The sequence below is a fragment of the Rhodococcus sp. NS-SX18 genome (assembly GCF_057367935.1).
On the sequence record NZ_CM170633.1, the window covers coordinates 1,704,946 to 1,717,186 of the forward strand.

The window sequence follows — 12,241 nt, forward strand, 5'->3', positions numbered from 1 at the left end:
GCCGGTGGCGATCGCGGGCGCGCCTGAGCGCGCCCGCGACACTCACATCTTCCCGTACCGCGCGAGGACGAAGCAGTACACGCCGTACGCGGCGATGCCGAGGCCGGCCGCGACGAGCAGGAACTGACCGAACGGGGCGGTGCCCAGCGTCTTGAGGGCACCGTCCAGTCCCGTCGCCTTGGACGGGTCGGCGGTGAACGTCGCGACGAGGACCAGCACGCCGGCGCCGGCGATCGCCAGGCCTTTCGCGACGTACCCGACGACACCGAGCGGCTCGGCGTAGCGGGGCAGTCGCCCACGGTGCAGGTCGTCGAGGAACTTCTTCGCCGCGCCCTTGTAGACGTGGTAGGCGCCGATGCCGATGATCACCAGACCGGCCGCGACGAGCAGGAACTTGCCGCCGCCGGACTGCATCAACCGGGCACTCAGTCCGGCGTTCTGCTCACTGCTCGACTTGCCGCTGCCCCGCGCGAACTGGAACGCGGTCAGAGCCAGCGCCAGGTAGGCCACGGCGACACCGAGGGTCTTGACCCGGTCCAGCGCCGAGGGCTGCTCGACCTCCGAGCGTTTGCCTACCGCGGCCTCCACCAGTCGCCACAGCGCCAGGGCGGTGAGCGTCACGGCCAGGACCCATAGGACGATCCTGCCGCCGGGCTGGGCGGCGAGTTCGCGGAGCGCGCCGGACTGGTCGGCACTGGCCGGATCACCGAACGCGACCTGGATCACCACATACGCGATCAGCAGGTGCACGACGCCGCTCGCCGCCTGCCCGACCCGCGCCACCTTCTCGAACATCGGGTGCTGCGCGGCGCCCGCAGGTCCCGTGCTGGTCTGTTGTCCGGTCACGCGACGGCCTCCAGGATCTCGCGGCGACGGCGCCGGGGGCGCCCGGGCAGTGGTGCCTACGGGCAGCCTATCGCGGCTGCGGGGTGCCGTCCGGGTTCGCCGATCACGGTTACCAGGCCCTGCCCGCCAGGACGTCGGCGGTGGCGCCGTCGACGGATTCGCGGATGATGTCGGCGTGGCCGGCGTGCCGGGCCCATTCCTCGATCTGGTGCAGGACCAGGAAGCGGACGCTGAGCGGCACGCCCTGGTCCAGCCATCGGGCGATGCTCTCGGGCAGGTCCACCACCCGGTCGAGATCCGGCTCCGCCCGCAGCACGTCGGCGAAGCGGGCCGCGACGGTGTCGAGCCGGGCGAGCTGGTCCGCGACGGTCTCGTCGTCGCGCACCGCCCACCCGGCCGTCCACGCCGCGACGGGGTCGGGGTCGCGGGACTCGGTTCCCGAGATCCGGTCGGCGGCCGCGACCTCGCCGTCGATCACATGGTTCAGCAGGGAGGCCAGGCTCATCGCCGAGGCGCTGGGCGTACTGCGGGCCTGGTCCTCGGTCAGGCCGGACAGCGCATTGCGGAACGCGGTGCGCTGAGTGTCGAGCAGCAGGAGCAGCAGGTCGGTCTCGTTCGTCGTCATGAGCCCAGTGTGGGCGCCATTGCGGACACCTTCGGTCCTGAATCGGCGAACTGGGTGCGGTACAGCTCGCCGTAGCGGCCGTCGGCGGCAAGCAGTTCGGTATGGGTGCCGCGCTCGACGATGCGGCCGTTCTCGACCACGAGGATGAGGTCCGCCGCGCGGACGGTGGACAACCGGTGCGCGATCACCACCGCGGTCCGGCCGGCCAGCGCCTCGGTGAGCGCCTCCTGCACGGCGGCCTCCGAGGTCGAGTCCAGGTGCGCGGTGGCCTCGTCGAGGATCACCACCCGCGGATGGGCGAGCAGCAGCCGCGCGATGGTCAGCCGCTGGCGCTCACCCCCGGAGAGCCGGTAGCCGCGCTCGCCGACGACGGTGTCCAGGCCGTCGGGAAGGGAGCGGATCAGCTCGGTGAGCCGGGCCCGGCGCAGTACATCCCACAACTCGTCCTCGGTCGCCTCCGGGCGGGCCAGGAGCAGGTTGGCCCGCACGGTGTCGTGGAACAGGTGCCCGTCCTGGGTCACCATGCCGACGGCGCCGCGGATCGAGGCGGTCGTCAGCCGGCGCACGTCGACGTCGCCGAGCAGTACGGAGCCGGCGTCGGTGTCGTAGAGCCGCGGCACCAGCTGCGCGATCGTGGACTTGCCGGCGCCGGAGGAGCCCACCAGAGCCACCATCTGCCCGGGCTCGGCCCGGAAGCTCACGTCGTGCAGGACCGGTGCGCCGCCACGGGTGTCGAGCGTGGCCACCTCCTCGAGCGACGCCAGCGAGACCTTGTCGGCGGAGGGGTACGCGAAGTCCACGTGCCGGAACTCGACGGCGACCGGACCGTCGGGGACGGGGCGGGCGTCGGGCGCCTCCTCGATCAGCGGCCGCAGGTCGAGCACCTCGAAGACCCGCTCGAAGCTCACCATCGCGCTCATCACGTCGACGCGGGCGCTCGCGAGTGCCGTCAGCGGCGAGTACAGCCGCGTGAGCAGCATCGCCATCGCCACGACGGCGCCCGGCTCGAGTTGCCCGCGCAGTGCGTAGAAGCCGCCGAGTCCGTAGACCAGGGCCAGAGCCAGGGCGGACACGAGGGTCAGGGCGGTGACGAACACCGACTGCAGCATCGCCGTCTTCACCCCGATGTCGCGCACCCGGCGGGCCCGGACGGCGAACTCCGACGACTCCTGCGACGGGCGCCCGAACAGCTTCACCAGCGTTGCGCCGGGCGCGGAGAACCGCTCCGTCATCTGGGTGCTCATCACCGAATTATGGTTGGCCGCTTCACGATTCAGGCGGGCCAGTCGCACGCCCATGTGCCGGGCGGGGACCACGAAGATCGGCAGCAGCAGCAGCGCGAGCAGGGTGATCTGCCACGAGATGCCGACCATCACCACCAGCGTGATCGCAAGGGTGACGAGGTTGCCGACCACCCCGGACAGGGTGTCGCTGAACGCCCGCTGGGCCCCGATCACGTCGCTGTTGAGCCGGCTGACCAGAGCGCCGGTGCGGGTGCGGGTGAAAAAGGCGACCGGCATGCGCTGCACGTGGTCGAACACGGTGGTGCGCAGGTCGAGGATCAGGTCCTCGCCGATGCTCGCGGACAGCCAGCGGTTCAGGATGCCCAGGCCGGCCTCGACGAGCGCGATCGCGGCGATCAGCACCGCCAGCCAGGTGATCACCGAGAGGTCGGCGCGGTCGACGATCGCATCGATCACGCGGCCGGCCAGCACCGGGGTGGCCACCCCGAGCGCGGCGATCACGACGCTCAGCAGCAGATACATGCCGATGTTGCGGCGGTGGGGACGGGCGAATTCGGCGATCCGGCGCAGACTCGCGCGCGAGAACGGGCGCCGGTCGCTCTGCGCGTGCATCGCGTTGTACATCGCGTTCCACGCGGTCACTTCCATGCTCATTCGGGAGCCTCCTGAAGTCGGTCGCCCGACCGTAGAACCTCGAGTGGACTCGAGGTCAAGGGTAGGTCGCGCAGCGTCACGCGGCCGTGTCGTCACCACCGGATCCGTCGGCGCGGTCGCGTCCCGCCCGGCGAATTCTGCCCGGCCACTCCGACAGGAATGTTCGTCGCCGTCACGGCCGTGCACGTAGGGTCGGGAACATGGCACCGAAGATCGCAACCGCAGACCGCGTGGACCGCGACCGGTTGCTCGAATTCGTCCGCCCCCGCCACCGCGGCACCCTGGTGACCGTGCGGTCCGACGGGCGGCTGCAGATGTCTCCGGTCACGTGCGGGCTCGACGACGCCGGCCGCATCGTCGTCGCGACCTACCCGGAACGCGCCAAGGTCGTGAACATCCGCCGCCACCCGGCCGTGTCGATCCTGATCCACTCCGACGACTGGAACGGCCCATACGTCCAGATCGACGGCACCGCCGAGGTGATCGACCTGCCGGATTCGGTCGAGCCCCTGGTCGAGTACTTCCGCGCGGTCGCCGGGGAACACTCCGACTGGGACGAGTACCGGGAGGCGATGCGCAGGCAGGGCAAGTCGCTGATCCGCATCACCGTCGACGACTGGGGTCCCGTGGCGACGGGCGGTTTCCCGCCCGGCCGGGTCTGAGCCGCGGTCAGCGAGCGACGTCGACGACCAGTCGCGTCGGGTTCGTCAGTGCGTACACGTCGAACGGTGTGTTCGGCTCCGCGACGCCGACGAACGACTGGGTCACGCCCTCGAAGACACCGGAGCCGGTGACCTCGACGACCGATCCGCCCGGCTGCGCGAGCACCGGGTCGGGCCCGGAGTAGGGCTCGACACCGCTGTCGAACGGGTACGCCGATCCGTCGATGAGCACCTGCAGGATCGCGCCGCCCGCGACGGTCACGTCGTTGCCGCTGCCGTCCTGCACCGCCCGGTCGACGTAGCCGACGCGCCACCCCGGGGTGCCGGTCCCACCCATCTCGTACACGACCCGGTCGAAGTTCTCGTGCCGGCCGGTGCGGATGTCGGTGACGGTCAGCTTCGCGTCCGCCGAGGCAGGTGACGTCTTGTCCGACGCGTCGGTGGGGGCGGGCTCGTCGCCCGGCGAGTCCGACGAACCCGACGACCCCGACGAGGACCCGGACGGGACGGACGAGGTGGCGGTGCTCGCCGACGCGGACGGAGCAGGACTGTCGGAGTCCGAGCAGCCCGCGAGGACCAAGGCGAGGGCGACGACGGCGATCCGGGCGTGCTTCATGGGCAAGATGTTACGGCTGTGACGGAGCGGTGTGCGGGAGGCGTGCGTCAACCGAGCAGTTCGCGCAGGTAGGCGATGTCGTCGGCTATTCCCTCCGCGGGGGTTTCGAGGACGACCGGCGCGTCCGCCGCCCGGCACACCGCCACCAGCAGGTCGGGGTCGATCGTGCCGGAGGTGATGCCGGCGTGGCGGTCCCGGCCGGAACCGAAGCCGTCGCGGGAATTGTTCAGGTGGACCAGGTCGATCCTGCCGGTCGCGGCCCGTACCCGTTCGACCACGTCGACGAGGTCCTCGCCGCCCGCCCACGCGTGGCAGGTGTCCAGGCAGAAACCCACGTCGTAGTCGCCGACGGCGTCCCACAACCGCGCGATCGCGGCCACGTGCCGCGCCATCGCGAAGTCGCCACCCGCGGTGTTCTCGATCAGGACGGGTACCGCGAACCCGCCCCTGTCCTCCTGCCGCTCGAACAGCTTGCGCCAGTTCTCCACGCCCGCCGCGACCTCCTCCCCGGACCGGACGTGACCGCCGTGCACGACCAGACCGAAGGCGCCGAGTCGGGCGGCCGCCTCCGCGTGCTCGGCCACGGCCTTGCGCGACGGCATCCGCAGCCGGTTGTTCGTGCTGGCGACGTTGATCACGTAGGGGGCGTGCACCACCACCGCGACGTCGGACGCACGGATCTGCTCCTGCCGGGGGTGCGCGCCCGGTCTCGTCCAACCCTGGGGATCGCCGAGGAACAGTTGCACCAGGTCTGCGCCGTATCGTTCGCCGCAGCCGATCGGATCGTCGTCCTGCCGGACGTGTGCTCCTATCCGCATGATCTCGACGGTAGCGCCCGGCGGTGCCTCGCCGGCGCCTCGCCGCGCGTCACCCTGAGATCCGGCCGCGAGGAATCCGGGACGTCCCCGATGGTGCCCCGTCGGAAAAGTCAGGAAGATGGTGGACATGCCAGCCCACACCGCCACCGCCGCGCGCGCTATCGACCTGATCAAGATCTACGGAACCGGTGAGACCGCTGTCCACGCCCTCGACGGCGTGAACGCGGAGTTCGCGGCGGGGGAGTTCACCGCCATCATGGGCCCCTCGGGTTCGGGGAAGTCGACACTCATGCACTGCCTCGCCGGCCTCGACACCGCCACGTCCGGTGCAGTGGTCCTCGGTGACACCGATCTGACCGACCTGTCCGACAAGCAGATGACCCAGTTGCGCCGCGACCGGATCGGCTTCGTCTTCCAGGCGTTCAACCTGGTGCCCACGCTCACCGCCCTCGAGAACATCACGCTGCCCGTCGACATCGCCGGACGCAAGGTCGACCGGGAATGGCTGGACACCGTCGTGACCCGTCTCGGGCTCGGCGACCGGCTCGATCACCGGCCGGGGGAGCTGTCCGGCGGTCAGCAGCAGCGGGTGGCCTGCGCTCGCGCACTCGCCGGCCGGCCCGACATCATCTTCGGTGACGAGCCCACCGGAAACCTCGACTCCCGCTCCTCGGGGGAGGTGATGTCGATCCTTCGGGCCGCGGTCGACGAGTTCGGGCAGACCGTCGTGATCGTCACCCACGACCCCCGGGCGGCCAGCTACGCGGACCGCGTGGTGTTCCTCGCGGACGGGCGCATCGTCGACGAGATGCGCGATCCGACCGCAGAGTCGGTCCTCGACCGGATGAAGCAGTTCGACGCCGTCGCCGTTCCCACGGCGAAGTAGGGCGAGCCGACTATGAGCGCGAATCCCGTCCGCAGGGTTGCCCTGCGCAACCTCGCCGCCCACAAGGTGCGGCTGCTGCTGACCGTTCTGTCCGTCGTGCTCGGCACGGCGTTCGTCACCGGCTCCTTCGTCTTCACCGACACGCTGCAGCGCACGTTCGACGGCCTCTTCGCCGACGCCGCCCAGGGCGTCGACGTCCGCGTCAGCAGCGAACAGCAGGGCTCGAGCGGCGTCCCCGACTCCGACGTCGCGGTCGTCTCCGCGGTCCCCGGTGTGCGGACCGTGGTGCCGGCGTTCGGGGGGCCGGTCATCGTCCTCGACTCCGAGGGGGCGGCCATCCAGACCGGCGGTGCCCCCAGCGAGGGGACCGCCTACCTGCCGCCCGACCAGCAGCTCGGTGATCCGACCGAGTTCGTTGCCGGGCAGCCGCCCACCGCCGACGGCCAGATCGCGCTCAACTTGAGCGCCGCCGAACGTGCCGGTCTATCCGTCGGTGACTCGACGAAGGTCCTCGCCGCGTCGGCCGGGATCCTTCCGGTCACGGTCAGCGGCATCTACGACGTCGAGACCGACACCGGCGGCTACGTCGGGGCGATGTTCACCGAGAACCAGGCCCGTGCCCTGTTCACCGACGGTACCCACGTGCAGTACATCGACGTCGCCGGGGACGGGGTCCCCGCCGACGAGCTGCGGGACCGGATCGCCGCCGCCGTGCCCGACCAGAAGGTCCAGACCGGCGCCGAGGTGAGCGAGGAGATCAAGTCCGAGATCGAGGAGGCGCTGAGCTTCCTGAACTACTTCCTGCTCGCGTTCGGCGCGATCGCGCTGCTGGTGGGCACCTTCATCATCTACAACACCTTCTCGATGATCGTCGCGCAGCGCCTGCGGGAGCTCGCGCTGCTCCGGGCGATCGGCGCGAGCCGCGGCCAGGTGGGCCGGTCGGTGACCCTCGAGGCGCTGGTCGTCGGGGTCGTGGGCAGTGCCCTCGGCATCGTCGGCGGCGTGGCCCTCGCTTACGGGCTGCGCGCCGCGCTCAACGCGTTCGACGTCGGCCTGCCCTCGGGGCCCCTGCAGCTCGCGCCGCGCACCGTGCTCGTGGCCCTGCTCATCGGCATCGTCGTCACCGTCGTCAGCGCCTACGCCCCGGCCCGTCGGGCGAGCAAGGTCCCGCCGGTCGCGGCCATGCGGGAGGAATCGACCGCGACCGTCGAGTCGCTGCGGCTGCGCACCGTCGTCGGGGCCGTCGCCGCCGTCGTCGGTGCCGCCGTCGTCGTCGTCGGCGCCCAGGGCACCGGCGGGGGCGCGGCCTCCACCGTCGGCATCGGGGCGTTCGCCCTGATCATCGCGGTCCTGCTCGCGGCGCCCGCGCTGTCGCGGCCCTTCGTCGCGGGGCTCGGCGCGGTCGTCGCCCGCCCGTTCGGAGCCGTGGGCCGGCTCGCGCGCACCAATGCGGTGCGCAATCCCCGCCGCACCGCCGCGACCGCGTTCGCCCTGACCCTGGGCCTGATGCTGGTGTCCGTGATCGGGGTGTTCGGCGCGTCCGCCAAGGCGAGCGTCAATTCACTCGTCGACACCGGCGTCAAGTCCGACTTCATGCTCACCGGACCGCAGATGATCGGCGTGCCCGTGGGGGCGGCTGCGGCGGCCGCCCGCGCCGAGGCCGTGGAGGAGACCGTCGCGATGCACGGTGTCCCGGCGCGCATCGGCGACGAGGACACGTTCGGCGTCGCGCTGTCCGGGCCCGTCGCCGACGTGCTCGAGGTCGACGTCGTCGAGGGACGCGAGGACGTCGCCGGTACCGACCTGCTCGTGTCGCAGACCACGGCCACGGAGAAGGGCTGGCGGGTCGGCGATGCGGTCACCCTCACCAGCCGCGACGGTGAGGACGTCGCCACGACGGTGAGCGGCATCTTCGCCGACAACCAGTTGCTCGGCTCGTGGGTCGTCTCCGAGGAGGTCTACCAGCAGTTCACCGCACCGGCATCCCGCGCGGACTTCGTGGTGTTCGTCAACACCGCGGCCGGCAGCGACCCGGAGACGATCCGCACGGCCCTCGAGGACGCCACCAAGCAGTTCGTCGTGGTCCAGGTGCTCGACCGGGAACAGTTCAAGGGTCAGCAGGCCGCCCAGATCGACACCCTGCTCGCCGTGCTCTACGGGCTCCTCGCGCTGGCGGTGGTCATCGCGGTCCTGGGCATCGTCAACACTCTCGCGCTGTCCGTCGTGGAACGCCGCCGGGAGATCGGCATGCTCCGCGCGGTGGGCATGCAGCGGGTCCAGGTCCGCCGCACCATCTACCTCGAGTCGATGCTCATCGCGGTGTTCGGGGCGGTCGTCGGCCTGGTGCTGGGTCTGGCGTTCGGCTGGGGCTTCGTCCGGACCCTGGCCGATCAGGGCCTCGATCAGATCGCCGTCCCGTGGGGGCAGGTGCTCGGCATGCTCGTCGGCTCCGCCGTGGTCGGGGTGCTCGCCGCCCTGTGGCCGGGCGTGCGCGCCGCACGCACCCCGCCGCTCGAGGCGATCTCGGACATCTGACGCGGCAGTCCGCGACATCCGCCCCCGGTGCCACGCGCCGGGGGCGGACCGCGTCCAGCCCCTCGTCCCGGGCACGAGTTGTCCACAACCGGCCCGTTTCTCCACAGTTCGGCACCCGCAGCGTCGCATCGTGCCGCGGCGGGTGCCCAGCCGGTTACGCTGCCGCGCCAGGGGGTGGGTCGATGGATCTTCGGCAGTTGCAGCGGTGGGACCCGGATGCGCTGGACGGTCTCGGCACGGTGCTGGACCGGCACGCGGAGGAACTCGAGCGGATCGGCGCGCAGATCATCGGGCGGTTCGGCGGTCGGTGGTCGGGCATCGCGCATGCCGCCGCCGAGCGGCGGATCGGTGACGTCGCCGAGCAGATCGCGCGACGGTCCGACGCGTATCGGGAGGTGAGCCGCTGCGCGACATGGTGCGCGCCGCGGCTGCGGGCGCTGCGCGCGGAACTCGACGACGCGACCCGCTGGGCCCGGGAGCGGGCGCTGACCGTGCGGGACGACGGAACCGTCACCGCCGGCCCGGCCCCGGGCGCCGACCTGCACCGCTCCGAAGCCCAGGCCCGCATTCGTGCGGTCCTCGACCGGGCCGAGGCGCTGGATCGGTGGGCCGCGGCCGATCTCGGTCGGACGGTGTACGACCCGGCTGCGCGTCCGCTCGGTTTCGGGGGTGTGCGCGCTGCGCCCGCACCCACGGCGGCGGTGCCGCCGGCCGGGATGGCTGCGGCGGAGGTGGCGGCATGGTGGGCCGGGCTCGACGACGGCGAGCGCACGTGGATCGTCACCTCGGCGCCCGAGCTGATCGGCAACCTCGACGGGGTGCCCGCCGCGGTGCGGGACCGGGCCAACCGCGCGCAGCTGGCGGCCGAACGGCGCCGGCTCGAGGCGGTCGCCGCCCGCCTGCAGGCCCAGCTCGACGCCGCTCCACTCGGCGGACTGGCGAGCAACGCCGACGCCGGGCTCGCCCAGACCCGCAACAAGATCGCCGCGCTCGACGCCCTCGAAGTGACGCTGGTCCGCCCGGCACGACAGCTGCTGAATCTCGATCTCTCGGGCCGCGAAGCGATGGCCGCCGTGGCGGTCGGGGATGTCGACACCGCCGACCACGTCACCGTCTTCACTCCGGGCGCCGGGTCCACGGTGCAGGGCAATCTCGCCGGATACGACAGCCGGATGGCGGCGCTGAAGGACGAGGCCGAGCGCCAGCTGCAGGCAGCGGGCCGGGGCGCCGAATCGGTCGCCGCCGTGACCTGGCTGAACTATCAGGTGCCGCAATGGGGCTGGGGCCTCGCCCGCACCGAGTCGAGTCCGGTCTCCGACCTCGCCGCGGTCCGTGCCGCCCCGCGGCTCGCCGGTTTTCTCGACGGCCTGCACGCCGAGCGGGATCCGCACGTGACCGCCGTCGGTCACTCCTACGGCGCGCTCGCCACCGGACTGGCGCTGCAGCAGGGCGGCGGCGTGGACGCCGCGGTGTTCCTCGGCGCCCCGGGAATCGGCACCGACGACGTCGCCGAACTCGGGGTACCGCCGGGCGCGGCCTACCTCGTCGAGGCCGATCGTGATCCGGTCGGGGACCTCGGCACGTTCGACGGCGATCCGAGTTTCCTCGACGGGGTGACCCAGCTGTCGAGCGACGCCGGGCCGGACGCGGCCGGCCGGCCGCGTCTCGGCTCGACCGGGCACAGCGAGTACCTGAACGACGGCACGATGAGCCTGTACAACGTCGCCGCGGTCGCCGGCGGGCTCACGGATCGAGTGGTGCGATGAAGCGGCTCGGCGTGCCGATGCTGACGCTGGCGGTCGCCGGGTGCGCGGGCGCACCGTTCCCCGTCGCCGTGCCCGAGCCGGTGGCAGCGGACCGCGCCGGTGCCGTCGAGTACTACACCCGGATCCGGCACGACGCGACCGCCGCCCTCTCCCGCGAGTTCCCGGAGATGCAGTTCCGGCAGTCGAGTCGGGGGACGACGGATTACTGCGAACTGCCCGACGGCTCGGCGGGCACCACGGTGTTCCTCCCCACCGAGCTCTCCGATCGGCCCGTGCCGGCCGGGCAACTGGAGCGGGCGGCACGGGTGTTCGAGGAATCGCTGGCGGGCAGCGGTTTCTACGGCTCCCGGTCCATACCGGTCGGCACCGGGCTCGAGATCCGGATGTTCGCGGCGGACGGTTCCGTCATCTCGTTCGGCAGTTATGTCGCCGCGACCGTGGGGCTGACGGTGGGCTGCTACCCCGAGCCGCCGTAGTCCGGGGTCCGCCGGCGCCGAGTGCACGAGTGCTCGACCGCGGCGTGTCTGTTCCCGCTCGCCGTGTCCTCGCCTCGCCGTGCGTTACGCTCGGGCCTCGTCCCGTCGGCGAAAGGGCAGTGATGCGTGCGGTGCTCGGCGTCGCGGTCGATGCCGGTGAGGTCTGTGCGGTGCTCGTGGATGCCGACGTCCCGGCCCTCGGCCCGTTCGACACGCAACGCTGGCCCGTGGGGGACCGCACCGAGGCGGAGGCGGTGGGCCACGCGTTCACGGCGATGACCGAGCGCGCCGCGCGGGCGGAGGTGCGCTTCACCCGGGCCGGACTGGTGGCGGCCGGGACTACCGTGCCGGACTCCGTGCTGGACTCCGGGGCGACCGAGGTGCGGATTGTGGGGACCGACGAGGCCCGGCTGGCCTTCCTCGCCGCGGCCCCGGAGCTCGACGGTGTGCGGACGGTGGTCCTGATCGGCCGCGACGATGCCACCGGCCGTGTGTCGGTCGCCGACATCCGCTCGGGTGCGGTGCTCGCGTCGGTTGCCGTGGCGGAGGACGACTTCGGTCAGATCGCGCCCGCCCTCCCGGGGGCCGCCGACGAGGCCGTGGCGCTCGCCGGTGTCGGTCCGGAGGCTCTGGTGTTCCCGGACCTGCGCCCCGGCGACGTCGCCGTCGCCCGTGCACTGGCGGCGGCGCTCGACGTGCCGTTCGTGACCCCGCACGGCGGGCCGTGGCACCGGGCCACCGGAGCCGCGCTCGTGGCCGCACGCACCGAACCGTTACCGGCGGCGCCGTCGCCGTCGTCGTCCCGGCGGGTCGCGCTGCTGGTGGCGGTCGTCGTCGCGCTGGCCGTCCTGCTCGGCGGCGGGCTGGCCGTCGCCATCGGTGGGGCCGGCCCGTCCGAGCCGCCGCGCCCGGCCGACGCCGCCCGGTCCGTGCCCGTCCCCTCGGCCGGCCCCACGCCGGACACCGGCGCGCCGGCCGCGGTTCCGTGCCCGGAGCGCGACACTCCGCAGGTCCGGCCCGCGGGCTGGTCGATGCGGGCGTCCGACCCCGATCCCGGCCCCCACCCCGACCCGACGCCGCCGTCCGTCACCGCACCGCCGTGCGAATGACGGT

At 72.4% G+C, this 12,241-nt stretch carries 11 protein-coding genes; 6 read left to right on the forward strand and 5 right to left on the reverse strand.

Going from position 1 to position 12,241, the window contains the following annotated elements; translation table 11 throughout:
• Nucleotides 1-42: 42 nt before the first annotated feature.
• The 3 genes from AC2IPW_RS08010 to AC2IPW_RS08020 all read right to left on the reverse strand — a co-directional run bounded on the left by AC2IPW_RS08010 (nt 43) and on the right by AC2IPW_RS08020 (nt 3,369).
• Nucleotides 43-846 (reverse strand): DUF1206 domain-containing protein, encoded by an 804-nt coding sequence (locus tag AC2IPW_RS08010; protein WP_003936165.1) that lies wholly within the window; start codon nt 844-846, stop codon nt 43-45.
• Nucleotides 847-955: 109 nt separating this feature from the next.
• Complete coding sequence (locus AC2IPW_RS08015) at nt 956-1,471, reverse strand: mycothiol transferase (RefSeq protein WP_486376629.1); 516 nt, start codon at nt 1,469-1,471, stop codon at nt 956-958.
• Nucleotides 1,468-3,369: an ABC transporter ATP-binding protein gene (locus AC2IPW_RS08020; RefSeq protein WP_289380612.1), complete on the reverse strand. Its 1,902-nt coding sequence runs from the start codon at nt 3,367-3,369 to the stop codon at nt 1,468-1,470. Before AC2IPW_RS08020 ends, AC2IPW_RS08015 begins: the two co-directional genes overlap by 4 nt.
• A 200-nt stretch (nt 3,370-3,569) precedes the next feature.
• Here AC2IPW_RS08020 and AC2IPW_RS08025 point away from each other — a divergent pair, with 200 nt between their 5' ends.
• Nucleotides 3,570-4,031 carry a PPOX class F420-dependent oxidoreductase gene (locus AC2IPW_RS08025; RefSeq protein WP_486376630.1) on the forward strand — a complete coding sequence of 154 codons (462 nt, stop codon included), beginning with the start codon at nt 3,570-3,572 and terminating at the stop codon, nt 4,029-4,031.
• 7 nt (nt 4,032-4,038) lie between these two features.
• Here AC2IPW_RS08025 and AC2IPW_RS08030 read toward each other — a convergent pair whose 3' ends face one another.
• A complete protein-coding gene (locus AC2IPW_RS08030; RefSeq protein WP_003936169.1) occupies nt 4,039-4,647 on the reverse strand; it encodes an AMIN-like domain-containing (lipo)protein in 609 nt (202 codons plus the stop codon).
• 47 nt (nt 4,648-4,694) lie between these two features.
• Complete coding sequence (locus AC2IPW_RS08035; protein WP_450119810.1) at nt 4,695-5,465, reverse strand: deoxyribonuclease IV; 771 nt, start codon at nt 5,463-5,465, stop codon at nt 4,695-4,697.
• Nucleotides 5,466-5,592: 127 nt separating this feature from the next.
• Between AC2IPW_RS08035 and AC2IPW_RS08040 the strand changes: the two genes are divergently transcribed.
• From AC2IPW_RS08040 to AC2IPW_RS08060, 5 genes are all read left to right on the forward strand, one after another.
• Complete coding sequence (locus AC2IPW_RS08040) at nt 5,593-6,351, forward strand: ABC transporter ATP-binding protein (protein WP_003936171.1); 759 nt, start codon at nt 5,593-5,595, stop codon at nt 6,349-6,351.
• 12 nt (nt 6,352-6,363) lie between these two features.
• On the forward strand, nt 6,364-8,886 hold the full coding sequence (locus tag AC2IPW_RS08045) for an ABC transporter permease (RefSeq protein WP_486376631.1): 2,523 nt from the start codon (nt 6,364-6,366) through the stop codon (nt 8,884-8,886).
• A gap of 182 nt (nt 8,887-9,068) precedes the next feature.
• The gene (locus AC2IPW_RS08050) at nt 9,069-10,652 is read left to right on the forward strand and encodes an alpha/beta hydrolase (protein ID WP_486376632.1); all 1,584 of its coding nucleotides are present in this window, start codon (nt 9,069-9,071) and stop codon (nt 10,650-10,652) included.
• Nucleotides 10,649-11,128: a hypothetical protein gene (locus AC2IPW_RS08055; RefSeq protein ID WP_486376633.1), complete on the forward strand. Its 480-nt coding sequence runs from the start codon at nt 10,649-10,651 to the stop codon at nt 11,126-11,128. The genes AC2IPW_RS08050 and AC2IPW_RS08055 overlap by 4 nt, the downstream gene beginning before the upstream one ends.
• Nucleotides 11,129-11,250: 122 nt before the next feature.
• Entirely contained in the window at nt 11,251-12,237 is a 987-nt protein-coding gene (locus AC2IPW_RS08060; protein ID WP_486376634.1) for a hypothetical protein, read from the forward strand.
• Nucleotides 12,238-12,241: the final 4 nt, after the last annotated feature.

Excerpts from the sequence above, each read along its gene's own strand:
- AC2IPW_RS08030 (WP_003936169.1), bottom strand. The coding sequence starts at position 4,647 with ATGAAGCACGCCCGGATCGCCGTCGTCGCCCTCGCCTTGGTCCTCGCG.
- AC2IPW_RS08015 (WP_486376629.1), bottom strand. The coding sequence starts at position 1,471 with ATGACGACGAACGAGACCGACCTGCTGCTCCTGCTGCTCGACACTCAG.
- AC2IPW_RS08045 (WP_486376631.1), top strand. The coding sequence starts at position 6,364 with ATGAGCGCGAATCCCGTCCGCAGGGTTGCCCTGCGCAACCTCGCCGCC.
- AC2IPW_RS08055 (WP_486376633.1), top strand. The coding sequence starts at position 10,649 with ATGAAGCGGCTCGGCGTGCCGATGCTGACGCTGGCGGTCGCCGGGTGC.
- AC2IPW_RS08035 (WP_450119810.1), bottom strand. The coding sequence starts at position 5,465 with ATGCGGATAGGAGCACACGTCCGGCAGGACGACGATCCGATCGGCTGC.
- AC2IPW_RS08040 (WP_003936171.1), top strand. The coding sequence starts at position 5,593 with ATGCCAGCCCACACCGCCACCGCCGCGCGCGCTATCGACCTGATCAAG.
- AC2IPW_RS08050 (WP_486376632.1), top strand. The coding sequence starts at position 9,069 with ATGGATCTTCGGCAGTTGCAGCGGTGGGACCCGGATGCGCTGGACGGT.
- AC2IPW_RS08060 (WP_486376634.1), top strand. The coding sequence starts at position 11,251 with ATGCGTGCGGTGCTCGGCGTCGCGGTCGATGCCGGTGAGGTCTGTGCG.
- AC2IPW_RS08025 (WP_486376630.1), top strand. The coding sequence starts at position 3,570 with ATGGCACCGAAGATCGCAACCGCAGACCGCGTGGACCGCGACCGGTTG.
- AC2IPW_RS08020 (WP_289380612.1), bottom strand. The coding sequence starts at position 3,369 with ATGAGCATGGAAGTGACCGCGTGGAACGCGATGTACAACGCGATGCAC.